Consider the following 23409-nt stretch of genomic DNA (forward strand, 5'->3'; position numbering starts at 1 on the left):
ACGCCCAGAGTGGGATGCGGTTTCCGCTTTGGACTCCTGCCGGAAAGCGCGCCCCAGTCTGAAGGTTCAAAATGGGATGCGCTTTCCGAATCAAAGGCCTTGCGGAAAGCGCGTCCCAGAATCCGCGCCCAGAATGGGACATAGTTTCCGAAAGAAGGTCCTGAGGGAAGCTGTGTCCCGTTCGGAGCTGAAATACCGGGACGCAGTTTCCCTTACAAACAGAAGAAGGCGCGCTGCCTGCGGTTGATGCAGGCAGCGCGCCTTTTGCGTTGGGCCTCGTTGAGGTTCGAAGTCGTGGCTTGCGACCTTTAGGAGCGGGCGGCTCCGTCGACGGGGAGCACGGCGCCCGTGACGTAGGAGGACATGTCGCTCGCCAGGAAAACAAAGGCGTTGGCGACATCCTCGGGCTCGCCCATGCGACCCAGCGGAATGGTGGCGATGATGGGCTTGATGACCTCTTCGGGCAGGTTGGCGACCATATCGGTCTTGGTTACGCCGGGTGCGACGGCATTGACGCGAATGCCCATGGGGGCGAGCTCGCGCGAGAGCGACTGGACCATGCCGTTGACGGCAAACTTGGACGTGGGATAGCCGACGCCGGAGGGCTGACCGTACTTGGCGACCATCGAGCTCGTGGTGGTGATGGTGCCGCCGTGGCCGGCCTCGGTCATGATCTTGGCGGCCGCCTGGTGACCGTTAAAGACAGCGACGACGTTAAGGTCCATGACTTTGGCGAACTCCTCGGCCGTGTAGTTCAAAAGCGGCGAGCGCTGGGAGATGCCGGCGTTGTTGACGACCGTGTCCAAGCCGCCCATGTCGGTTGCAGCCTGGGTAAAAGCCTCGGTCACGGCCTCGAGTGAGGTGAGGTCGCAGGAGCGGCCCCAGACCTTGGCGTCGGGATAGGCGGCCGCCAGCTTCTCAACGGCCGCGTCGGCAGTCTCCTGGCGCGAGCCAAAGACGGTGACGGCGGCGCCCTCTTCGATAAAACGGCAGGCGATGGCATAGCCGATACCGCGCGTGCCTCCGGTGACGATTGCTTTCTTGCCCTCGAGCAACATAGTGCTTCCTCTCATCGCGGGCGGTCATTCTCAGCACAGCGTGTCGGTAGCCGGAATCGACCGCGTTTGCATATCGGTGAACGGTAGCGCGCGTTACCGATGAGCGGCTCGCGCAAATGTGCTCTGCCGTTGTGCTTAGGGCGGGAGGCAATAGGGCTCCCGTCCCACATCGGACGGGAGCCCTCAAAGTGCGTATTGCTAGGCGAGCGTTGGGTTAGTTGGCCATGACGCCTTCGGTCCAGGCCTCGACGTTCTCGATGCGCAGGACGTTGGCGACCTCGGCCACGCAGTCGACGCTGGCAAGCTCGGCCGCGGCAGCCTGGACGTCCTTCTCGAGCGCGCGGTGCGTCAGGAAGATGACCGAGCAGGCATCGCTGGCGCCCGACTTGCCGTCCTCGACCTGGTTGATGAGCGAGATCGAGATGTTGTGCTTGGCAAAGATGTCGACCGTCTCGGACAGGGCGCCCACGCGGTCGGCGACCTTCAGGCGCACATAGTACTTGGTCTGGAGCTCGTCCATGGGCTTAAAGGCGAGGTTGTGGCCATAGGGCTCAATCTCGGGCAGCGGAGCCACGCCGCGGCTGATCTGCTCGGAGAGCGACAGGATGTCGCCCACGACAGCACTCGCGGTGGGGAAGGAGCCTGCGCCCGCGCCGTAGAACATGGTCTCGCCCACGGCGTCACCCACCACGTAGACGGCGTTCATGGCGCCGTTGACCTTGGCGAGCATGTGGTCGGCGGGGATCAGCGTGGGATGCACGCGGACGTCGACGCCGGCGTCGGTGTTGCGGGCGATGCCGAGCAGCTTAATGGTGTAGCCGAGCTCGCGGGCCTGGGCGATGTCCTCGGCGCCGATGGTGCGGATACCCTGCTGGTACACATCGTCGGTGGTCACGCGGGTGCCAAAGCCGATGGAGGCGAGGATCGCCGTCTTGCTGGCGGCGTCGAAGCCGTCGACGTCGGCGGACGGGTCGGCCTCGGCGTAGCCCTTGGCCTGCGCGTCGGCAAGCACGTCGGCGTAATCGGCGCCCTCGGCGTCCATGCGCGACAGGATATAGTTGGTGGTACCGTTGAGAATGCCGGCGATGGTCAGGATCTTGTTGCCCACCAGGTCGTGCTCGAGCGTGCTCACGATGGGGATGCCGCCGCCGCAGCTGGCCTCGCACTTAATCTGCACGCCGCACGTGCGCGCCTTCTCGGCAAGCGTCTCGACGTGGCGGCCCAACAGGGCCTTGTTGGCAGAGACGACGTGCTTGCCGTGCTCAAAGGCCGTGGTGAAGATCTCGGTCGCGGGATGCTCGCCGCCGATCAGCTCGACGACGATATCGACGGCTGGGTCGGTAACGACGTCATGCCAGTCACTCGTAAAGGCCTCGCGCTCAATACCGGCTGCCTCGGCCTGCTCCCAGGCAAGCGCGCAGGCGCGGGTCAGCTTAAGGTCGATGCCGTAGGCGGCCAGGTACTCATCGTGGTGGCTCTTGATCAGACGGGCCACGCCGCCGCCGACGGTTCCCAGACCGATCAGACCGACGTTCACGGTGCGCAGGGGTTCGCTCATAGATAGCTCCTTCGTGCATCTTATAGATTGATTGATCAAGTAATGCTGAGTGCATTCTAGCGTGAACCGAGAGCGCGCGCTCGCCAGTCAACAGGAGTCGCACAAAACGGCACCCCCGAAACGCTGCGGAAACATTGGAAACATGCTCGCTACAAACGAACTTCCGTAACAAACTGTCAACGTTTGCGCCATAAGGTTTGCCCCGTACCGCAAGACGGCCGCACCGCGGCCAGCGAAAAAGGGGGACACCATGTTCAACATCAACAGCACGCTCAGCCGTAGGAACTTTCTCGCCGGCGCCGCGGCGCTCGGCAGCGCTGCCGCACTCGCCGGTTGCTCGTCGGGTGGCTCGGACGGCGGCTCCGCCGATGACGGTAAGACCTTCAAGATCGGTGTCATCGGCCCTCTGACCGGCGCCGCGGCAACCTATGGCGTTTCGGCCGAGAAAGGTGCCAAGCTCGCCGCCAAGGATTTCTCGACCAAGGATCTCAAACTCTCGCTTAAGTCCGAGGATGACGTCGCCGACGGCGAGAAGGCCATCAACGCCTTCAATACCTTGTGCGACTGGGGCATGCAGGCGCTCGTCGGCCCCGTCACGACTGGTGCCGCCGTCGCCGTCTCGGGCGAGATCGCCGACGATATGCTCATGGTCACGCCTTCGGCCTCGTCGCTCGACGTCACCAAGGATAAGACCACGGTCTTTCAGGTTTGCTTCACCGATCCCACCATGGGCGCCAGCGCCGCGAAGTTCCTGGCCGAGAAGTATGTAGACGCCAAGATCGCCCTGTTCTACAACTCCGGCGATACGTATAGCTCGGGCGTTGCCGACGCTTTTGCCGAGCAGGCCAAGGCTTCCAAGCTCGATATCGTCGATACCGAGACCTTTAAGGACGACTCTTCCACGAGCTTTACCAACCAGCTCACCAAGGCCAAGGAGGCCGGCGCCACGCTTATCTTTGCCCCGATCTATTACACGCCGGCGTCCGTCCTGCTCAAGAACGCCAAGGACATGGGCTACGAAATGACCCTCATGGGCACCGACGGCATGGACGGCCTGCTCTCCGTTGAGGGCTTCGACACCTCTCTTGCCGAGGGCGTGCTGCTCATGACCCCGTTCTCTGCCGACGATGAGAAGAACGCCGACTTCGTCAAGGCATATAAGGACGCCTACAACGAGACGCCCAACCAGTTTGCCGCCGATGCTTATGACTGCATCCACGCGATTGTCGAGGCAATCGATGAGGCGGACATCGACATTACGGTCGACGGCGCCGACATTGCCGGCGACCTTGCCAAGGCTATGCGCAAAATCAAGATTGAGGGCCTGACAGGCGAGCTCACGTGGAACGACGAGGGCCAAGTCGAGAAGCCCGCTACGGCCTATGTGATTCAGGACGGCAAGTACATCGCCGCCTAAGTGCATATAACGAGACCGGTGGGGCCATGTTATTCAGGGCAGGAAAGCTTGTAACAAAACGGAAACATTACTTTCACACAATAAAGTCGCTAAACTGTATAAACCGACAGAAATACGCATAATTATGGATAAATGGACAAGGCAAAAGAAAAGTTGAAATAATCGCCACTTTTCTCAACTAAAGCGTCTACTATTTTGCGAACGCCGAAGACGGCGGAGGATGGCCTGTCGGGTAACCGAAACCCGACGAGATTTGAGAGGAGAGCCGCATGTCGAGCCTCACCGGTAAGTCATTGAACCCTGTTATGAATCGCAGGAGCGTTATCGCGAGCGCAGCAGGTCTGGGGGCGATGTCCATTCTAGCTGGCTGCTCCTCCAACGGCGGCGACAGCGGTTCCGCTTCGAGCGACGCTTCGTTTAAGATCGGCACCATTGGCCCGCTGACCGGTGCCGCCGCGTCTTACGGCAAGTCCGTTACCCAGGGCGTCGAGCTTGGCTGCAAGGACTTCTCCACCAAGGAGCTGCCGCTTGCCAGCAAGGCCGAGGACGACCAGGCCGACGGCGAGAAGGCCGTCAACGCCTTTAATAACCTGCTCGACTGGGGCATGCAGGCCCTCGTCGGCCCGACCACCACGGGTGCGTCGGTTGCCGTTGCCGCAGAGTGCAGCAACGACCCCAAGACATTCATGATCACCCCGTCCGCGTCCTCCGAGGACGTCACCGACGGAAAGGATTGCGTCTTCCAGGTTTGCTTTACCGACCCCAACCAGGGCGTCAACGCTGCCAAGTTCCTGGCAGAGAAGTATGCGGACGAGAAGTTCGTGCTGTTCTATAACTCCGGCGACGCTTATTCTTCGGGCATTGCAGATTCCTTTAAGGCTCAGGCCGCTGAGTCTAAGCTCGAGATTGTTGACGAGGAGACCTTTAAGGACGACTCCGCTACGAGCTTTACCAACCAGCTGACCAAGGCCAAGCAGGCCGGCGCCACCATGATCTTTGCGCCGATCTACTACACGCCGGCGTCCGTCCTGCTCAAGAACGCCAAGGACATGGGCTACGACGTCAAGATGATGGGATGCGACGGCATGGACGGCATCCTGGGCGTCGAGGGCTTCGACACCTCTCTTGCCGAGGGTCTGCTGCTCATGACCCCGTTCTCCGCCGACGACGAGAAGAATGCCGACTTCGTCAACGCTTACAAGGATAAGTACGGCGATACCCCCGACCAGTTTGCCGCCGATGCCTACGACGGCGTGCACGCGGTGGTCGAGGCCCTCAAGGAGGCCGGTCTTGGTGTCGACGCCGACCCGACCGAGGTCGCCGAGAAGCTGCCCAAGGCTATGCTCAAGATTACCGTTGACGGTCTGACCGGCAAGCTCTCCTGGAACGACAAGGGCCAGGTCCAGAAGGATCCTACGGCGTATGTCATCACCGACGGCAAGTACGTACTGGCCTAATAGGCCGCCTTACATAGAGCGGTTTTGATCCCAAGCAGGGGAGGTTTTCGCCTTCCCTGCTTGCTTGGTATCTGGGGACAACGTAACGTCCCTGTTTCATACATCAACTGGAAACCTATTCGAAAGGGGGATGTGGAACATGACGGTCTTTATCCAATACCTGGTCAACGGCCTGTCCATGGGCAGCGTCTACGCCATCATCGCGTTGGGCTACACCATGGTCTACGGTATCGCCAAGATGCTCAACTTCGCTCACGGCGATGTCATCATGGTCGGTGCCTATGTCTCGTTCTGCGCCACGTCGTATCTCGGCCTCCCGGGCTGGGCATCTGTAGTTCTCTCTTGTGTGGTCTGCACGGTTCTCGGTGTTCTCATTGAGGGTCTGGCCTATAGGCCGCTGCGCCAAGCAGGCCCGCTGGCCGTTCTGATCACGGCCATCGGTGTGTCCTACTTCCTGCAGAATGCCGCGCAGCTTCTGTGGGGCGCCACGCCCAAGAACTTCACTTCGCTCGTCACCTTCCCGGTGCCGGAGTTCTTGGCCAAGTTCAACGTAAGTGCCGTCTCGCTCGTCACCATCGTCGCCTGCCTGGTTATCATGGCCGGTCTGATGATCTTTACAGGTAAGACCAAGATGGGCAAGGCCATGCGCGCCGTGTCCGAGGACAAGGCCGCCGCTCAGCTCATGGGCATCAACGTCAACCGCACCATCTCGATGACGTTCGCCATCGGCTCCGCCCTTGCCGCCATCGCCGGTGTGCTCCTGTGCTCCTACTCGCCGGTTCTGCAGCCCACCACGGGCGCCATGCCTGGCATCAAGGCCTTCGACGCTGCCGTTTTCGGCGGCATCGGCTCCATCCCCGGTGCCTTTGTCGGCGGCATTCTCATCGGCATCATCGAGGCGATGGCGCAGGCTTACATTTCCACGAGCCTTGCCAACTCCATCGTCTTTGGCGTTTTGATCATCGTCCTGCTCGTCAAGCCTGCCGGCCTCTTGGGCAAGTACGTACCCGAGAAGGTGTAGGTGAGCGTTATGAAGTTTCTTACAGACAAGCAGACGCGTCACGACTTTGTCACGTACGCCATGTGCGTTGTGGCGTTCGCCATCGTGTTCTTTATGCAGTCTAACCACATGATTCCGCGCATGATTGTCGGTCAGCTGGTTCCCATCACGGCCTATATCGTCATGGCCATCTCGCTCAACCTCGTCGTCGGCATCGCGGGCGACTTGTCGCTGGGCCACGCGGGTTTTATGAGCGTCGGCGCCTATACGGGAATCGTCACCGCCGTCGCGCTGGAGAGCGCCGTTCCGTCCGACCCGGTGCGTCTGATCATCAGCATTGTGGTCGGCGCTATCGCCGCTGCCATTCTGGGCTTCCTGATCGGTATTCCGGTTCTTCGCCTGAGCGGTGACTACCTGGCCATCGTAACCTTGGCCTTTGGCGAGATTATCAAAGAGATCGTTACCTGCCTCATTGTGGGCGTCGATTCCCGCGGCCTGCACGTGATCTTTAACATCACGGGCAATTCCACGATCGACGACCTACACCTGCTCGAAGACGGCACCGCTATCATCAAGGGTGCCCAGGGCGCATCTGGTGTTTCGACCTACTCGACGTTCCTTGCTGGCGCCATCCTGGTTATGGTTGCGCTCGTGATTGTGCTCAACTTGGTCCGCAGCCGCACCGGTCGTGCCATCATGGCCGTGCGCGATAACAAGATCGCTGCCGAGTCCGTGGGTATCTCCGTCACCCAGTACCGCATGATCGCCTTCGTGGTTTCCGCCGCTCTCGCCGGTGCTGCCGGAGCCCTCTTCGGCGGTAACTTCTCGCAGCTCTCCGCCACTAAGTTCGACTTCAACACGTCGATTCTCATTCTGGTGTTCGTGGTCCTGGGCGGTCTGGGCAACATGCGCGGTTCCGTCATCGCGGCGGCGCTGCTCACGGTGCTCCCCGAGCTGCTCCGTCAGTTCTCGGACTACCGCATGCTCATCTACGCCATCGTGTTGATTCTGGTCATGGTCTTTACTAACAACCCGCAGCTCAAGGCGTTCTTCGCGCGCATTAAGGACCGCTTTGCTTCCAAGAAGGAGGTGGCAACCGATGCCCAGTAAGTTTGAGTTCAACAAGGGCAAGATGGTCCCGTATCCTTCTGGCGCCATCGTTCCCGACCGCGACCTGGGCGAGCGCCCGGCGCTCGAGTGCATCCACCTGGGCATTGAGTTCGGCGGCCTTAAGGCGGTCGACGACTTTAGCCTGACCATCGGTAAGACCGAGATCGCCGGTCTCATCGGCCCCAACGGCGCCGGCAAGACCACGGTCTTCAACCTGCTCACCAAGGTGTACCAGCCCACGCACGGCACCATCCTGCTCGACGGTGAGGACACCTCGGGCAAGTCCGTCTACCAGGTCAACCGCATGGGTATCGCTCGTACCTTCCAAAACATCCGCCTGTTCAACACCATGACGGTGGAGGACAACGTAAAGGTCGGCCTGCACAACCAGGAGCGCTACTCCGGCTTTGAGGGCGTGCTGCGCCTGCCGACGTATTGGAAGCACGAGAAGGCCGCCCATGAGCGCGCCATGGAGCTTCTGTCTATCTTTGATATGGAACATCTGGCAAACGAGCAGGCCGGCTCGCTACCTTACGGCGCTCAGCGTCGTTTGGAGATCGTCCGCGCGCTTGCCACCAATCCCAAGCTACTACTGCTCGACGAGCCTGCCGCCGGCATGAACCCGTCCGAGACTGCGGAGCTCATGGCGAACATCGTCAAGATTCGCGACACCTTTGGCATTGCCATCATGCTCATCGAGCACGACATGTCGCTTGTCATGAATATTTGCGAGGGTATCTGCGTGCTTAACTTTGGCAAGGTCATCGCCAAGGGCACGGCCGAGGAAATCCAGAACAACGAAGCCGTTATTGAGGCTTATCTGGGCAAGCAGGATAAGGGGGAGAACTAAATGGCAGAGCCGATGCTTTCCGTCTACAACATCAACGTCTGGTACGGCGCCATCCACGCCATTAAGGACATCTCCTTTAACGTTAACGAGGGCGAGATCGTTGCCCTGATTGGCGCGAACGGCGCCGGCAAGTCCACGACGCTCAAGACTGTCTCGGGCCTGCTGCGCTCCAAGACCGGCTCCATCAAGTTTATGGGCGAGGACATTATCCATACGCCCGCCGACAAGCTGGTTGGCAAGGGCCTGTCTCAGGTACCCGAGGGGCGTCGTGCCTTTTTGCAGATGACGGTCGAGGAGAACCTGGAGATGGGTGCCTATACACAGCCCAAGTCCACGGTTGCCCCGGGTCTCGAACGTGTTTACGAGCAGTTCCCGCGCCTGAAGGAACGCCGTCGCCAGGTGGCCGGCACCCTTTCGGGCGGCGAGCAGCAGATGCTCGTTATGGGTCGTGCCCTTATGAGTAACCCCAAGCTGCTCATGCTCGACGAACCCTCCATGGGTCTGGCGCCGATCCTGATCGAGCAGATCTTCCAGATTGTCGAGGATTTGCACAAGGCCGGCACCACGGTGCTCCTGGTCGAGCAGAACGCGCAGATGGCGCTTTCCATCGCCACACGCGGCTACGTGCTCGAGACCGGCAAGATCACCATGACCGGCACCGGCCAAGAGCTGCTGCACGACGACAACGTCCGCAAAGCTTATCTTGGTGGTTAATCCATCCAGTAATAGGGGCGCTGACCAACTCGGTCGGCGCCCCTTTTGAAATGATCCGTTGGCTTGGTATTTAAAGTGCGACAATGCCGTGTGGAAATAGAAGTGTCATCTGGGGGTCTATCTATGCTGTACGAGTTTTGTGCCGAGAACTTTGAGCGGGTGCCGGCGGCCATTGCGGCCGGTGCGGGACGCATTGAGCTGTGCGACAACCTTGCGGTTGGTGGCACCACGCCCTCGGCCGGCGTTATCAGCGCTACGACCAGCTATGCTCGCGAGCACGATGCACGGGTGATGTGCATGATCCGTCCGCGTGGCGGCGACTTTCACTACAACCAGGACGAGCTGCGCATGATGGAGATGGACTTGGGCCTTGCCGTAAGTGCCGGCGTCGATGGCTTGGTCTTTGGCTGCTGCAAGCCTTGTGCCGGCGGATGGGCGCTCGATGAACTTGCGTTGGGCGCCCTTGTGATGGCTGCGGGCTGCGCGACCGAGGAGTGCAAGCGCGAGCCCATCGACATCACCTTTCACATGGCGTTTGACCAGCTCTCGCCCGAGGCTCAGCTCGACGCGATTGACACGCTCGCCGACTGCGGCATAACGCGCATCCTGACGCATGGCGGTGCCGCCGGCACGCCGATTGAGGACAACCTGGAGCATCTGTCGCACCTTATCGACTACGCGGACGATCGCCTGACCATCCTTCCCGGCGGCGGCATTTCCGCGGCCAACCGCGATACCGTGGCTGCGGCACTGGGCGTCTCCGAGCTCCATGGCACCAAGATCGTGCCGCTGGAGGTATAACCCGTGCCCCTGGTATTTGACGTTCAGCAGGCGAGCGGGAAGCCCGACGACAACCGGCGCCCTGGCACCGCGTGCCCCTTTTGCGATACCGAGGAACTCGCCAATATCATCCGGCGCGACGGTGACTGTATCTGGCTCGAGAATAAGTTCAAGACCCTGCGCGCCACCCGTCAAACCGTGCTGATCGAGTCGGCCGACCATGACGCAGACCTGGTGACCTATGCGCCGGACGAGCTGCATCATGTGATGCGGTTTGCCCTGGGTTGCTGGCAGCAGATGATCGATTCACGGCAGTATCGAAGCGTGCTCATGTACAAGAACAAGGGTCCGCTCTCGGGCGGTAGTCTCGTTCATCCGCACATGCAGATTGTGGGTTTGGAGCAGGAAGATGGCTATGCTTCGCTGACTTCCGCCAATTTCGAAGGCATCAATGTCTGGCAACAGGGGAGAATTGCGGTCAACATCTCAACCGAACCGATTATGGGGTTCTTTGAGGTCAACGTTTCAGCTCCGCGGGGAATCGCCGCCAGCGATGACACGCGGGACCAAGCCGAGGCGGATCTCTTCGCCGATGCGATCCAGGTAGCTCTGCGTTATATCCTAAACGAGCACTACGGTGGCCGTGCAGAGTCGTACAACTTGTTCTTCTATCACCTGGGCGGTCGGACCATTGCCAAGGCGCTGCCGCGTTGGGTGGTTTCGCCCTACTTTGTCGGCTATCGTTTGGCCCAGGTCAATGCCGAGACGACGCTCGATATCGATGCTGAGCGCCTGCGCGCGCATCTGGAAACGCTCGTATAGCAAGACTAACACCCGCGTAATGCGGACAGCCTAGCGTGCCATGGCGTCGCGGCCGGCCTCGACGCGCTTGCGCTGGGCAGCGCGCTCCTCGCCGGTTAGACGCTCAAAGAGATGCCCGATAAGCGAGGCAAGTACCTGCTGAAACAGCGTTCCGCACATGACGGGAAATACGACTTCGCCCGGAAAGTATTGCGTGGCGATGACGGCGCCCGAAGAGATGTTGCGCATGCCACAGGTAAAGCACATGGTAGTCGTTTCGCTATACGGCAGATGCAGTGCGCGGGCGACCAGAATACCGACGACAAAGCCGCTGATGGCGAAGATCATAATAAAGAGGGCGACTTCCAAGCGCACCGCGTTCATGTGCAGCACGTACTCGCTCATGGCGGTGGAGTTCGACGCGATAACACCCATCATCATGAACTTGCAGGCGGGCGAGAGTGCGGGGGAGAGCTTCTCGTGTCCCCATCCGCGCGTGAGTTCGTTAATCACGATGCCGAGCAGGGCGGGGATAGCGATCATGAAGGCCATGTTCTGCATCATGCCCGACACGTCGATCGAGACGGTGGCGCCCAGCAAGAGCTTAAGCGTGAGCGGAATCGTAACGGGTGAGATAACCGAGGACGTCAGGATGATGGTGAGCGCGAGCGGGCCGTTGCCGCCGAACATGCTAATCCACATAAAGGCAGTGACTGCCACAGGTACGCTGTACTCGAGCACGATACCGCAGACTAGGTTGGGGTTGGAGCCAAAGAACAGCGACCCCATGGCATAGGCTGTTATGGGAATAAGCGCCGCCGAGACCAGCAGCGCCAAAATCAGGTGCAGCGGACGGCGGAATACTTCGGCTACCTGATGGAAGGTGTTGCTGAGGGCACCTTGGAACGTCATAAAGGCAAACAGGGTGGGGGCGATGGGCTTGAGTACGCCGATCTGCTGGGGAAAGAGCACGCCGAGCGTCACGCAAATCGGAACGATGATCTGCATATGCCCCGCGAGGAACTTACCCAGCCCAACCCATTGCTTCATATGCGCTTGTGACTCCCTTTGCTCGTGAATCCGTTTTGAATGGATATGCTAGACGCTCGCATGCGTCCGTGTGGCTGAAACGCCCGATTATTTCGAGGCTATTACCGCCCTCGTTTATCGAAACCACGGCGTGCTGGACGTTGTGCGTCCGCGCCGCACGGTATAATAAATCCGTTCAACAGATCTGCCTGCCGAAGTGGGCATACACAGAGGACTCATCGCTATGAACCGTGAGAGGTATCGCGGCGACCTGCCCCTATCGGGGGTGGGCGCCTATGTCATCGCTTAAGACAACGCATCGCTGGGCGGTCGCTCAGCAAAACCCCGAGCTCGAAAAGGAGCTTTCGGCTGGCCTGGGCATACCCGGGCTGGTGGCGCGCATTATGGTTGCGCACGGCATTACATCCATCGAGGAAGGCCAGCTTTTTTTGACGCCTTCGCTCGATCGCGACTGGGCGGACCCGCTCGTAATTCCGGGCATGGCGGTCGTCGTCGACCGCGTTGAGCGTGCTATTCGCAGCCACGAGCGCATCGCCGTCTTTGGCGATTTTGACGTCGACGGCATTACGTCGACTTGTCTGTTGACCGAGGCGCTGCGTTCGTTTGGCGCCAACGTCACGCCGTTTATTCCGCATCGTTTTGACGAGGGCTACGGCCTGTCGCGTGCGGCGCTCGACCGCGTTAACGAGCTCGCTCGCCCCCAGCTGATCGTGACCGTCGATAACGGCATTGCCGCCAAGGAAGAGGCCTCCTATCTGGAGAGCCTGGGGATCGATTTGGTGGTCACGGACCATCACGAGCCGTCCGACCAGGTGCCGCAGGGCGTGCCCCTGACCGACCCCAAGCTCGAGGACAAGGGTCCCTCGCGCGAGCTTGCCGGTGCCGGCGTGGCACTCAAGCTGGTGCAGGTCCTGGGCGAGCGTTTGGGCAAGCCGTCGTATTGGCGTTCGCTGATAGAGGTCGCGGCGCTGGGCACCGTGTCCGACATGATGCCGCTTACGCCCGAGAATCGCGCACTGGTCGCCGAGGGCATCCAGCAGATGCGCGCGACGGCCCGTCCCGGCTATATCGCGCTTGCCGCACTTGCCAAGGCCGACCTTTCTACCATTACGGCCGACGGCCTGTCGTTTTCGCTCATCCCCCGTCTGAATGCTGCCGGCCGCATGGCCGATCCCAAGCTGGCGCTCGACCTGCTGCTTGCCCGCGACCCCATCGAAGCGAGCGCGCTTGCCGCCGAGCTCGAGGAAATCAATCGCCAACGCCGCGAGATCGAGGCCGAGCTTACGCGCGATGCCATGGCGAAGGTCGAGGAGACTTATGACGGCGGGCGCGCAATCGTCGTGGGCGGCGAGGGCTGGCACGAGGGCGTCAAGGGCATCGTGGCGAGCCGCTTGACCAATCGCTATCACGTGCCGGCGCTGCTCTTCTCGATCGAGGATGGCGTTGCGCGCGGATCGGGCCGCTCGGTGGGCAAGATCAACCTGTTCGACGCCGTCGAGCGTTGCTCCGACCTGCTGATTCGTCGCGGCGGGCATGCCGGTGCGGTGGGTGTGACCATCGAGGCATCCAAGCTCGATGAGTTCCGCCGTCGCCTTTCGGCCGTGCTATCGGAGCTTCCCGCCGAGGACTTTGAGGACACTGACGAGGTTGCCGCCACCGTTGATCTCTCCGAGCTAAATATCGAGACCATCGAGCAAATTTCCCGTCTTGAGCCGTTTGGCCAGGGCAATAAGGTGCCGCTTCTGGCCGCCGAGGGCGTGACGATGTGCGATCGCGCCGTGGTGGGCAAAACCGGCGAGCACATGCGCTTTGTGGCGACCGATGGTGCCGCGAGTGTGCCGGCCATCATGTTCCGCGTGCCGCAGATCGATAGGCTCATCAATTGCGACAGCGCCGTCGACTTGGTGTTCGAGGCCGTGGCCGAGCATTGGCAGGGACGTGTGAAGCCCAAGCTCATGATCAAAGATGTCTTGGTGCGCGATACCGCGGCGCCCAATATCGACGATCCGGCATGTGAGCTTCGCCGCGGCGTGCAACCGGCGGATTCTGGCCTGCGCCTGGAGTCGCGTAAACGCGAGACGCTCGCCCAGCTTTCTTATACCGAGCTCACGCGCTCGCTTATCCATAGCTTTATCGGCTCGAACCAGCCGCATCGCGCGCAGGTCGAGGCACTCGACGCGCTTGCCGACCATCAGAGCGTTTTGGCCGTTATGGGGACGGGGCGTGGCAAGTCTCTGATTTTCCATGTGCATGCCGCGCGCGAGGCGGTTCTTCGCGGGCGTGCGAGCATTTTTGTCTATCCTTTGCGTTCGCTCGTTGCCGATCAGGCCTATCACCTTTCCTCGACGATGGCCGCGCTCGGCATTGGTGTCGGCGTGCTGACTGGCGAGACCGTGGAGGCCGTACGCGATGACGTGTTCGCCGGCCTTGCTTCGGGTCGTACCGGTATCGTTCTCACGACGCCCGAGTTCTTGTCTATCCACCGCGATCGATTTGCGCGTTCTGGACGTATTGGCTTCGTTGTTATCGATGAGGCGCACCATGCCGGTCTTGCTAAGGGTGGTGACCGGAGTGCATACCTCGATATGCCCGATATTCTTAAAGCCCTGGGCGACCCCGTTGTCATGGCGGCAACGGCTACCGCGACGGCTCCAGTTGTGGCAGAGCTTGCTCGCGTATTGCCGATTACCAGCACGGTGGTCGACGAGACCGTTCGCGAGAACCTACAACTCGAGGACGATCGTGACCTTGCGAGCCGTGAAAATCGCCTGGTTTCGATCGTTGCGACGGGGGAGAAGACCGTCATCTACGTGAACTCGCGCGACCAGTCCGTGGCGCTCGCCAAGACGTTGCGCAAACGTGTGCCCGACTGCGCGACCCATATCGCGTTCTATAACGCCGGGCTTGCGCGTTCCGATCGCCGACGCGTCGAGGAGGCGTTTCGAGATGGCAGCCTGAGCTGCATCGTTTCAACCTCGGCCTTCGGTGAGGGCGTCAACCTGCCCGATATCCGCCATGTCGTGCTCTACCACATGCCGTTTGGCGCGATTGAGTTTAACCAGATGAGTGGCCGTGCCGGCCGCGATGGGCAGCCTGCCGTGATTCACCTGCTCTATTCGTCTCGTGACGCTCGTATTAATGAGCGCCTGCTCGATTGTTACGCGCCCGAGCGCGATGAGCTTGTCACGCTCTATCGGGCGCTGCAGACCATGTGGCGCTCCAATCGTGGCAAGACGGGGGACGATTCATTCTGCGCAAGCGATATCGACATTGCGCAGATGTGCCTTGCAATCGACGCGCGCACGCCGGTCGATGAGCGTTCGGTGGCAAGCGGCTTGGGAATCTTCGAAGAGCTCGGTTTCTGTCACGTTTCGGGGTTTGACGATACCCGTCGCATCGCGATGACCGAAAACCCCGGGCGCGTGCAGTTGAGCAGGTCGATCCGCTATTTGGAGGGCTTGCGCTCGCGCATGGAGTTCTCGGCTTTCCGGAGTTGGGCACTCGATTCGTGCGCTTCTGATATGCTTACCAAAATTAACCGCCCGATCGTACCGCGGACCTAGGGAAGGGGACCTCGATGGATGCCGCAGCCCGTACCGCCCATGATTCCGCCCTCCAGCCCTTTTCGGAGATGGAGCACTATACGCATGCCGATGATCTGCCGCCCGAGATTATGGCGGACAGCTACGACAAGCTGGAGCGCCTGTGCCTTAAATATATGAGTGAGGATGACTTCTCCAAGGTGGAGCAGGCCTACTGCTTTGCTGCCGAGAAGCACTGCAACCAAAAGCGGCGCTCGGGTGAGATGTACATTAACCATCCCGTCGAGGTGGCTATCATTTTGGCCGACCTTAAGATGGACTGCGATGTGGTGTGCGCTGCATTGCTGCACGATACCGTCGAGGATACCGATACCTCGCTTGCCGATGTTTCGGGTCTGTTTGGCGAAACCGTGGCAGAGCTCGTCGACGGCGTGACCAAGCTTACCAACATCGAAGTCGACAACATGGACGAAAAGCAGGCGCTTACGCTGCGCAAGATGTTCCTCGCCATGTCCAAGGACATTCGCGTCATCATCGTCAAACTCGCCGACCGCCTGCATAATATGCGCACGCTTGCCGCCCTGCGCGAGGACCGCCGCCTGTTTAAGGCGCGCGAGACCATGGATGTGTACGCGCCCCTGGCCGACCGCCTGGGCATGAGCTCTATCAAGTGGGAACTCGAGGATCTGTCCTTCTTCTACCTTGAACCCGACGCTTACCAGCGCATCGCCCGCATGGTGGCAGAGTCACGCGAGGTTCGCGAACGCTTTCTGGCCGAGACTATCAAGACGCTTACCGATGAGCTCGACCGCATTGGCCTTGAGGGTTTTCAGATCAACGGTCGTTCCAAGCACTATTGGTCCATCTATCAAAAGATGAAGCGCAAGGGCAAGGAGTTCTCCGAGATTTATGATCTGGTGGCGCTGCGCGTCATCACCCATTCGGTGCGCGATTGCTATTCCACGCTTGGTGCCGTGCATACTTTGTGGCATCCCATGCCCGGTCGTTTTAAAGACTATATCGCCATGCCCAAGGTCAATAACTACCAATCGCTCCACACGACGGTTATCGGCCCCACGGCCCGTCCGCTCGAGATTCAGATCCGAACCTACGAGATGCACGAGCAGGCCGAGTACGGCATCGCCGCCCACTGGCTATATAAGAAATCGGGCGGATCGTCTGCCTCCAAGACCAACGACGCACAGCGTCTGGACGATCAGATTAACTGGCTCAAGCACTCGCTCGATTGGGCAGCCTCTGACGAGATCACCGATGCCAAAGAATATCTGCACTCACTGAAGGTCGACCTGTTTGACCAGGAGATTTTTGTCTTTACGCCCAAGGGTGAGGTCATGGCGCTTCGTGCGGGCTCTACACCGCTCGACTTTGCCTACGCTGTTCATACCGAGGTCGGCAACCACTGCGTCGGCGCCAAAATCAACGGTGCGGTGGCTCCGCTCACGCACGAAATCAAGACGGGTGACCGTGTCGAGATCCTGACTAACAAGAGCTCCAAGCCGTCGCGCGATTGGCTCAAGATCGTCAAGACGCCTTCGGCCAAGTCAAAGATTCGCCGTTACTTCGCCGCTGCGACCAAAGACGATGACGCTGCTGCCGGTCGCGATATGCTGGCCAAGGACCTGCGCAAGCGCGGGTACGGCATCTCTACGCCGCGATCCACGCGTGCACTCAATGCCGTGGCGGAGCAGTTTAACTTCAAGCAACTCGAGGACCTGTTCGCAGCCGTTGGCGCGGGCAAGGTCGCCCCGCGCGCTGTGGGCAATAAGGTCGAGCAAATCTTGGATCCCAAGCCCGAGGAGCAGCTCACCAAGGCCGAAGCCATCGCTGAGGTCGTCAAACAGCCTGCCCGCGGTTCCAACCGCAAACCGCAAAAGCGTGGCAAGAGTGCGAGTAACGGCATTATCGTCAAGGGCGAGAGCAACAGCGGCCTGCTGGTTCGTCTGGCGCATTGCTGCAATCCGGTGACGGGCGACGACATCGTGGGCTTTATCACGCGCGGTCGAGGCGTCTCGGTGCATCGTGCCAACTGCCCCAACGTCAAGGGTCTCATGGAACACCCCGAGCGCATGATTGACGTGGAGTGGGATGGTGCTGCCGATACGCTTTTCCAGGTCGAGATCGTGGTCGAGTGCTTGGATCGTATGGGCTTGCTCAAGGATGTCACCATCGCCATTGGCGATGCAGGCGGAAATATCCTTTCCGCCGCTACCTCGACCAACCGCGAGGGCATTGCGACCCTGCGCTTTATGGTCGAGATTTCGGACGCGAGCGGTCTGGATCCGCTGCTGGCATCCATCAGCAGTGTCGACTCGGTCTATGACGCACGACGTCTGATGCCTGGCGAGGGTGGGGCTCAGCTTAAGCGTCGCGTATAGGCGTGACGAACGCACAACGGTAATGATATTGGCTACGTTCGAGGCATCGTTTGATGCCTCGACGCTTGTAGAAGGAGGACGTGCTCATGGTCGCTGCAGCTTTGGACTTAACCCCTTGGGGTACGGCTTCGATTGAGGCGCTTGTAAACGGCCCCATTCAGACCAACAGTTACGCCGTAATCTCGAGCGGCGAATGCCTGATTATCGATCCGGCCTGGGAAGGTGAGCGTCTTGTGGAACATATCTATGCCAAGCATCCTGACGCGCACGTGCTAGGCGCTGTCTGCACCCATGGCCATGCCGATCACGTAGGTGGCGTTGCCGGAGCGCGAGCCGCCGTCGGTAAGGGTTTCCTATATGAGTTAGGTGCGAAGGACGTGTTGGTATCTCGTGAGAATATCGAGGAGCAGCGAGCGATGTGGGGCATCGATACGCCCGATCCGGGCGAGCCGACGCGATTGCTTGCTGAGGGCGATACGATTGAATTGGGTGATATCTGCCTGCAGGTGATCGAGACGCCCGGTCACACACCGGGTGGCATTGTCTTGTTCGCCGCCACCGAGCAGGGAAGCATCGCCTTTGTTGGCGACACCCTGTTCCCGGGCAGCCACGGCCGCACCGATCTCGCCGGTGGAGACGAGGCGGCGATTCTGCGCTCGCTTTCCAAGCTCGCCCAACTGCTTCCAGCCGATACCGTTTGTTTAACGGGGCATGGTGATTCGACCACTATGGCGCGCGAGCTCATGCAGAACCCTTTCATGCAGATGTAGCTTTGTAGTCAGCTGCTTAAGCACGAGAAGTGTCCAAACGTCAAGATATTTTCCCCAACGGGCCGATTCCGTAGGGCAAACGGTCAAAAAAAGTCTGTTTGGACGATATTCGTGAACAAACGAACGTTTACGCTCGGGTACGCCGTGGTAAAATCTCATGCGTTATCGGAGCAACCTTACAGGAGGTTTCTTTTATGCTCGTCAACGCAGCAGACATGCTCAAGAAGGCCGAGGCCGGCAAGTATGCTCTCGGTGCCTTCAACACCAACAACCTCGAGTGGACTCTGGCTATTCTCCAGGCCGCCGAGGAGGCCAAGTCTCCGCTGATCCTTCAGTGCACCGCTGGTGCCGCTAAGTGGATGGGCGGTTTCAAGGTCTGCGCCGACATGGTCAAGGCTGCCGTCGAGGCCACGGGTGTTACCGTTCCCGTCGCCCTTCACCTCGATCACGGTTCTTACGAGGACTGCTTCAAGTGCATCGAGGCCGGCTTCACGTCCATCATGTATGACGGCTCTCACGAGGAAACCTTCCAGCTTAACCTCGATCGCACCAAGGAGCTCGTTGAGCTTGCCCACTCCAAGGGCATGTCCATCGAGGCCGAGGTCGGCGGCATCGGCGGCACCGAGGACGGCGTGACCTCCAACGGCGAGCTCGCTGACCCCGCTGAGTGCAAGCAGATTGCTGACCTGGGCGTCGACTTCCTCGCCTGCGGCATCGGCAACATCCACGGCGTGTATCCCGCCGACTGGGCCGGTCTTTCCTTCGAGCGTCTGAGCGAGATCAAGGCTCAGACCGGCGACCTGCCCCTCGTTCTGCACGGTGGTACCGGCATCCCCGAGGATCAGATCAAGAAGGCCATCTCCCTGGGCATCTCCAAGATCAACGTCAACACCGACCTGCAGCTTGTCTTCGCTGCCGCCACGCGTGAGTACGTTGAGGCTGGCAAGGATCAGCAGGGCAAGGGCTATGACCCCCGCAAGCTCCTGAAGCCCGGTCGCGAGGCCATCGTTGCCCGCACCAAGGAGCTCATGGAGGAGTTTGGCTCCGTCAACAAGGCGTAAGCGTCGCTAAACTACCCGCCGGAAGCCCCGTCCCCCTACACTGTTTCCTTTGCGCTCACCTGGCTTCGCCAGAAGTCGCGCCAAGGAAACAGTTCCGGGGGACGGGGCTTCCTTTGTTTAACGCCGCAGGGTTACTGGGCTGAATTAAGATGGCTACTGGCTTTGCCAGAAGTCGCGCAATGGGAAAAGCTCCGGGTGAACGGGGCCTCCTTCGTTAACTCGCTACGGGGTTACTGGGCTGAATTATTTATTTGACTACGCTCAGCGGTGTTGATGGCTCCCTTGTTGGGGCTTTCTTTTTATGTCGGTACAATGGTCTCGGGTTGTCGTTCTGCGTGGGAGTGGTTATGGCTGTCGTTAATGTTTTGCCTGCCGATGGAAAGGTTGTTGCCGAGGGCCCCGTTGGTTGCTCTGTTGATGTTTGTTGCGATGATTTTCGTCATCTCGACATTGGATTGCCACCTGAGATCCTTCGTCTCAAGGACGCCGGGTACCTGGCGCAGGCTGTTGCGGCTTGCGACCGTCTTTTGGAGCAGAGCCCTGATCCCTCGTTGGCCGCTTGCGTTCGTGCCGAGCGGTATCGCATGATCGAGACGTCGTTTCATTTTTCGGTGTCGCGCGATCAGGCTATTGCGATGATCCGCGAGGAGTGGCCGGAGTTTACCGAGGATCAGTTTGACGACCTGATCGATCGCAAGCGCATCGACTGGCGCTTTATCGATGGTGAACTGTTCGTTCTCGACAACTTCCTTGATTCTTTGCGTGTGTATCCCAAGGAGGTTCCGGGCCTGCGTCCCGATTCTACGGATGGAACTGCGCTGCGCAACCAGATGCTTAAGAAGATGGAATCACAGGGCGGGCTGTCGCGTGCCATTACGCTTAAAGCATCCGTGTCTGTTCCCGGTGCTCTGGAGGGGGAGGCCGTTCGCGCGTGGCTTCCCGTTGCCGCAGCCTGCCGCCAGCAGTCTCATATCGAGATTCTCGATATGACGCCGGAGGGGGTCCTTGCTCCCGCGAACGCTTTGGCGCGTACCGCCTCGTGGGTTTCCTCGGCTGATCGATCGTTCTCAGTGACCTATCGTTATCTGATTGATGCCGCTTATTGCGATATCTACGGGGGAGCGCTTCCGGCGCATCCGTGTATGGACGCGCCGCTGCCCAAGGATATTTCCGAGGACCGACCGCATATTGCATTCACGCCGTATCTGCAGCAGCTGACCGAACATGTTATCGATGGTCTCGAGGATCAGCTCGACCGCGCTCGGGCTATCTATGATTATTTGACGCATCATATCGACTATCGATATCAGCCACCGTATCTGCTTCTGGGCTCTATCGCCGATGACTGCGCGCATTCGCTTCGCGGTGATTGCGGTGTTATGGCGCTCACGTTTATCACCATGTGCCGCATCGCCGGCGTGCCCGCACGTTGGCAGAGCGGCCTGTACGTTGCGCCCGACTCGGTGGGCTCGCATGACTGGGCGGAGTTCTATACACCGCAGACGGGTTGGCTTAACGCCGATGTCTCGTTTGGATCCTCGGCACGCAGGATGGGGGAGGAATGGCGCCGCCGCCACTACTTTGGCAACCTCGATCCATGGCGCATGGTGGCAAACTGTCGGTTCCAGGCAGAGTTTGAACCCGTCTTTGACGGTATGCGTGAGGACCCCTACGATAACCAGATGGGCGAGGCCTCGGTTGACGGTCGCGGATGCCGCCAGCGCGAGATGCTCCGCACGGTCGAACTCATCGAAATGCTCGAAGTTCCATTTTCGGACTAATCTACGGAAAGCTGTGATAAACTAACTCACGCAACACGTGCCCGAGTGGCGGAATTGGCAGACGCAGTGGACTCAAAATCCACCGTTGGCAACAACGTGCGAGTTCGAGTCTCGCCTCGGGCACCATACATGCAAAAGAGCGTTCAAGGGGGTCGAGGCCCCCTTTTTCGTGCCGAACTCGCGTGAGCGCGCGGAGCGTTAAGCAAACAGGCCTGTGGCCTGTTTGTAGCGGAGCGTGGCGAGGGCGCCATGCGCCCGAAGCCCGGGGCTTCGCGAAGCGAAGGCCCTTCGAGTCTCGCCTCGGGCACCATACATGCAAAAGAGCGTTCAAGGGGGTCGAGGCCCCCTTTTTCGTGTACGTAATGTGATAACGAGCGGTACGTGTTATTATCGCCAAGGCGTTGTTTCCGCAATGCCCTAAAGAGGAACCCGAGGGTTCCCACCTTTTGGCGCCAATGAGCAGCTGACTGGTCATACAACTTAGATTCTCTTCCTCATATCGAGGATGTCTATGTGTACGACCTGGTTGCAAAGAAGCGCCGGGTTATTTTTTTATGAATGGAGGTAGGGAAAATAGCTAAGTCTGATGACACCCGCATCAACGACGAGATCACTGCATCTTCGTGCCGTTTGATTGGCGTCGATGGCTCTCAGCTCGGCCTGTTCGCCATCCGCGATGCCCAGCGCGTCGCCGACGATCAGGGTCTCGACCTTGTCGAGATCGCTCCCAACGCGGAGCCGCCGGTCTGCAAGGTCATGGACTACGGTAAGTTCAAGTACCAGCAGGCCATGAAGGCCAAGGCTGCTCGTAAGAACCAGTCCAAGGTCGAGGTTAAGGAAATGAAGTTCCGACCCAAGATCGACGTTGGCGACTACGAGACCAAGAAGGGCCACGTTCTGCGTTTCCTCAAGAAGGGCGCACGCGTTAAGATCACCATCATGTTCCGCGGCCGTGAGATGGCTCACCCGGAGCAGGGTCTTAACGTTCTTGAGCGTCTCGCCGAGGATCTTAAGCCTTACGCTACGGTCGAGTCCAAGCCTAAGATGGAAGGCCGTAACATGCTTATGCTGCTCGCCCCGATTAAGGGCGCCTTTGATGAGGATAAAGCGGCAAGTGATACTAAGTAACTAGTGTTCTGTAACCGATTAAGGAGTATTTCATGCCTAAGATGAAGTCCCACAGCGGCACCAAGAAGCGTTTCCGCAAGACTGGTACCGGCAAGCTTATGCGCGCCAAGGCTTTCAAGAGCCACATCCTGAGCAAGAAGTCCACCAAGCGTAAGCGTGGCTTCCGTCAGGAGACCGAGATCGCCGCTGCCGACCGCAAGGTCATCAAGTCGCGTCTCGCCTAAGTTAGCGTTCCCGTTTTTCGTTTAACCGTCTAGGAGTTGATAGAACATGGCACGTATTAAGCGCGCTGTTGCCGCCAAGAAGAAGCGCCGTACCGTTATGCACCGTGCGAAGGGTTACTACGGTGCCGCTTCGCGTACTTACAAGCATGCTAAAGAGCAGGTCCAGCACTCTCTGCAGTATCAGTACCGTGACCGCCGCAATAAGAAGCGCGAGATTCGCTCTCTCTGGATCACCCGTATCAACGCTGCGGCTCGCCTGAACGACATCTCTTACTCTCAGTTCATGCACGGCCTGAAGGTCGCCGGTATCGAGCTCGACCGCAAGGTCCTGGCTCAGATGGCTTACGAGGACATCGAGTCTTTCAACGAGCTGGCTGCCATCGCCAAGAAGGCTCTCGAGGCCTAATTGATTCTCTTGAATCGCTAGGGGAGTGTCGCGCTGTGCGCGGCGCTCCCTCTTTTTATCTAAGGCGCTGGTTTATATAGCAAAAGCGTGGGTAGATAGACACTTACAGGTGACCGATCTTTATATATCTCTTAACCGAAGAGTCATCATCTGATACGTGCAGTATTTCTGCACCAGCCTTTCTATTACTTATATAGGAAGCGATATATTGTGTAGGACTTATGAAGAGTGGAATTGACATCCCACATCGCTTCGCGGTCTGGCAATATATCTCCTTGCCGCGCGGCCCGGTCGAACCGGGAACCA

Annotated in this window: 19 protein-coding genes and 1 tRNA gene; 17 read left to right on the forward strand and 3 right to left on the reverse strand. The window is 59.5% G+C overall.

What is annotated here, in order from left to right; genetic code table 11:
• Positions 1–308: 308 nt before the first annotated feature.
• Complete coding sequence (locus tag ACQRAJ_RS08225) at positions 309–1058, reverse strand: SDR family NAD(P)-dependent oxidoreductase (RefSeq protein WP_427748325.1); 750 nt, start codon at positions 1056–1058, stop codon at positions 309–311.
• A gap of 214 nt (positions 1059–1272) precedes the next feature.
• Positions 1273–2616 carry a homoserine dehydrogenase gene (locus tag ACQRAJ_RS08230; protein ID WP_427748326.1) on the reverse strand — a complete coding sequence of 448 codons (1344 nt, stop codon included), beginning with the start codon at positions 2614–2616 and terminating at the stop codon, positions 1273–1275.
• A gap of 250 nt (positions 2617–2866) precedes the next feature.
• On the opposite strand from ACQRAJ_RS08230, the gene ACQRAJ_RS08235 reads away from it, so the two are divergent.
• From ACQRAJ_RS08235 to ACQRAJ_RS08270, 8 genes are all read left to right on the forward strand, one after another.
• Positions 2867–4033 carry an ABC transporter substrate-binding protein gene (locus ACQRAJ_RS08235; protein WP_427748327.1) on the forward strand — a complete coding sequence of 389 codons (1167 nt, stop codon included), beginning with the start codon at positions 2867–2869 and terminating at the stop codon, positions 4031–4033.
• 269 nt (positions 4034–4302) lie between these two features.
• Positions 4303–5490, forward strand: coding sequence for an ABC transporter substrate-binding protein (locus ACQRAJ_RS08240; protein WP_427729155.1), 1188 nt, complete (start codon positions 4303–4305; stop codon positions 5488–5490).
• A 139-nt stretch (positions 5491–5629) separates the two neighbouring features.
• Positions 5630–6511 (forward strand): branched-chain amino acid ABC transporter permease, encoded by an 882-nt coding sequence (locus tag ACQRAJ_RS08245; protein ID WP_154517188.1) that lies wholly within the window; start codon positions 5630–5632, stop codon positions 6509–6511.
• A 9-nt stretch (positions 6512–6520) separates the two neighbouring features.
• A complete protein-coding gene (locus ACQRAJ_RS08250) occupies positions 6521–7600 on the forward strand; it encodes a branched-chain amino acid ABC transporter permease (protein ID WP_427719716.1) in 1080 nt (359 codons plus the stop codon).
• Positions 7590–8450 carry an ABC transporter ATP-binding protein gene (locus ACQRAJ_RS08255; RefSeq protein WP_427719717.1) on the forward strand — a complete coding sequence of 287 codons (861 nt, stop codon included), beginning with the start codon at positions 7590–7592 and terminating at the stop codon, positions 8448–8450. Before ACQRAJ_RS08250 ends, ACQRAJ_RS08255 begins: the two co-directional genes overlap by 11 nt.
• Positions 8451–9164: an ABC transporter ATP-binding protein gene (locus ACQRAJ_RS08260; protein ID WP_229770701.1), complete on the forward strand. Its 714-nt coding sequence runs from the start codon at positions 8451–8453 to the stop codon at positions 9162–9164.
• 123 nt (positions 9165–9287) lie between these two features.
• Positions 9288–9965 carry a copper homeostasis protein CutC gene (locus ACQRAJ_RS08265; protein WP_427719718.1) on the forward strand — a complete coding sequence of 226 codons (678 nt, stop codon included), beginning with the start codon at positions 9288–9290 and terminating at the stop codon, positions 9963–9965.
• A 3-nt stretch (positions 9966–9968) separates the two neighbouring features.
• A complete protein-coding gene (locus ACQRAJ_RS08270) occupies positions 9969–10766 on the forward strand; it encodes a DUF4931 domain-containing protein (protein WP_427748328.1) in 798 nt (265 codons plus the stop codon).
• Positions 10767–10796: 30 nt separating this feature from the next.
• Here the strand turns inward: ACQRAJ_RS08270 and ACQRAJ_RS08275 are convergent, their stop codons facing one another.
• Entirely contained in the window at positions 10797–11795 is a 999-nt protein-coding gene (locus tag ACQRAJ_RS08275; RefSeq protein ID WP_427748329.1) for a bile acid:sodium symporter family protein, read from the reverse strand.
• Positions 11796–12070: 275 nt separating this feature from the next.
• On the opposite strand from ACQRAJ_RS08275, the gene recJ reads away from it, so the two are divergent.
• The 9 genes from recJ to rplT all read left to right on the forward strand — a co-directional run bounded on the left by recJ (position 12071) and on the right by rplT (position 23103).
• Positions 12071–15358 (forward strand): single-stranded-DNA-specific exonuclease RecJ, encoded by a 3288-nt coding sequence (gene recJ, locus ACQRAJ_RS08280; protein WP_427748330.1) that lies wholly within the window; start codon positions 12071–12073, stop codon positions 15356–15358.
• A gap of 14 nt (positions 15359–15372) precedes the next feature.
• The gene (locus ACQRAJ_RS08285) at positions 15373–17733 is read left to right on the forward strand and encodes a RelA/SpoT family protein (RefSeq protein ID WP_154517206.1); all 2361 of its coding nucleotides are present in this window, start codon (positions 15373–15375) and stop codon (positions 17731–17733) included.
• Between the two features lie 86 nt (positions 17734–17819).
• Positions 17820–18503: an MBL fold metallo-hydrolase gene (locus ACQRAJ_RS08290; RefSeq protein ID WP_427748331.1), complete on the forward strand. Its 684-nt coding sequence runs from the start codon at positions 17820–17822 to the stop codon at positions 18501–18503.
• Between the two features lie 194 nt (positions 18504–18697).
• Positions 18698–19564 (forward strand): class II fructose-1,6-bisphosphate aldolase, encoded by an 867-nt coding sequence (gene fba / locus ACQRAJ_RS08295; protein WP_154517212.1) that lies wholly within the window; start codon positions 18698–18700, stop codon positions 19562–19564.
• A 347-nt stretch (positions 19565–19911) separates the two neighbouring features.
• On the forward strand, positions 19912–21345 hold the full coding sequence (locus ACQRAJ_RS08300; RefSeq protein WP_154517214.1) for a transglutaminase-like domain-containing protein: 1434 nt from the start codon (positions 19912–19914) through the stop codon (positions 21343–21345).
• 39 nt (positions 21346–21384) lie between these two features.
• A tRNA-Leu gene (locus ACQRAJ_RS08305) sits at positions 21385–21471 on the forward strand.
• 432 nt (positions 21472–21903) lie between these two features.
• Positions 21904–22473, forward strand: coding sequence for a translation initiation factor IF-3 (gene infC, locus ACQRAJ_RS08310; protein ID WP_006234423.1), 570 nt, complete (start codon positions 21904–21906; stop codon positions 22471–22473).
• 32 nt (positions 22474–22505) lie between these two features.
• Positions 22506–22697 (forward strand): 50S ribosomal protein L35, encoded by a 192-nt coding sequence (rpmI, locus tag ACQRAJ_RS08315; protein WP_006234422.1) that lies wholly within the window; start codon positions 22506–22508, stop codon positions 22695–22697.
• Positions 22698–22743: 46 nt separating this feature from the next.
• Positions 22744–23103: a 50S ribosomal protein L20 gene (rplT, locus tag ACQRAJ_RS08320; RefSeq protein ID WP_022094123.1), complete on the forward strand. Its 360-nt coding sequence runs from the start codon at positions 22744–22746 to the stop codon at positions 23101–23103.
• Positions 23104–23409 lie beyond the last annotated feature (306 nt).

The organism is Collinsella sp. SGI.184 (assembly GCF_050313415.1).
Taxonomy (GTDB): Bacteria; Actinomycetota; Coriobacteriia; order Coriobacteriales; family Coriobacteriaceae; genus Collinsella.

Coding starts and splice junctions, on each gene's coding strand:
- rplT (WP_022094123.1), top strand. CDS start 22,744: ATGGCACGTATTAAGCGCGCTGTTGCCGCCAAGAAGAAGCGCCGTACC.
- ACQRAJ_RS08260 (WP_229770701.1), top strand. CDS start 8,451: ATGGCAGAGCCGATGCTTTCCGTCTACAACATCAACGTCTGGTACGGC.
- ACQRAJ_RS08250 (WP_427719716.1), top strand. CDS start 6,521: ATGAAGTTTCTTACAGACAAGCAGACGCGTCACGACTTTGTCACGTAC.
- ACQRAJ_RS08265 (WP_427719718.1), top strand. CDS start 9,288: ATGCTGTACGAGTTTTGTGCCGAGAACTTTGAGCGGGTGCCGGCGGCC.
- infC (WP_006234423.1), top strand. CDS start 21,904: ATGGAGGTAGGGAAAATAGCTAAGTCTGATGACACCCGCATCAACGAC.
- ACQRAJ_RS08245 (WP_154517188.1), top strand. CDS start 5,630: ATGACGGTCTTTATCCAATACCTGGTCAACGGCCTGTCCATGGGCAGC.
- rpmI (WP_006234422.1), top strand. CDS start 22,506: ATGCCTAAGATGAAGTCCCACAGCGGCACCAAGAAGCGTTTCCGCAAG.
- ACQRAJ_RS08300 (WP_154517214.1), top strand. CDS start 19,912: ATGGCTGTCGTTAATGTTTTGCCTGCCGATGGAAAGGTTGTTGCCGAG.
- ACQRAJ_RS08285 (WP_154517206.1), top strand. CDS start 15,373: ATGGATGCCGCAGCCCGTACCGCCCATGATTCCGCCCTCCAGCCCTTT.
- ACQRAJ_RS08235 (WP_427748327.1), top strand. CDS start 2,867: ATGTTCAACATCAACAGCACGCTCAGCCGTAGGAACTTTCTCGCCGGC.
- ACQRAJ_RS08225 (WP_427748325.1), bottom strand. CDS start 1,058: ATGTTGCTCGAGGGCAAGAAAGCAATCGTCACCGGAGGCACGCGCGGT.
- fba (WP_154517212.1), top strand. CDS start 18,698: ATGCTCGTCAACGCAGCAGACATGCTCAAGAAGGCCGAGGCCGGCAAG.
- ACQRAJ_RS08255 (WP_427719717.1), top strand. CDS start 7,590: ATGCCCAGTAAGTTTGAGTTCAACAAGGGCAAGATGGTCCCGTATCCT.
- recJ (WP_427748330.1), top strand. CDS start 12,071: ATGTCATCGCTTAAGACAACGCATCGCTGGGCGGTCGCTCAGCAAAAC.
- ACQRAJ_RS08230 (WP_427748326.1), bottom strand. CDS start 2,616: ATGAGCGAACCCCTGCGCACCGTGAACGTCGGTCTGATCGGTCTGGGA.
- ACQRAJ_RS08240 (WP_427729155.1), top strand. CDS start 4,303: ATGTCGAGCCTCACCGGTAAGTCATTGAACCCTGTTATGAATCGCAGG.
- ACQRAJ_RS08290 (WP_427748331.1), top strand. CDS start 17,820: ATGGTCGCTGCAGCTTTGGACTTAACCCCTTGGGGTACGGCTTCGATT.
- ACQRAJ_RS08275 (WP_427748329.1), bottom strand. CDS start 11,795: ATGAAGCAATGGGTTGGGCTGGGTAAGTTCCTCGCGGGGCATATGCAG.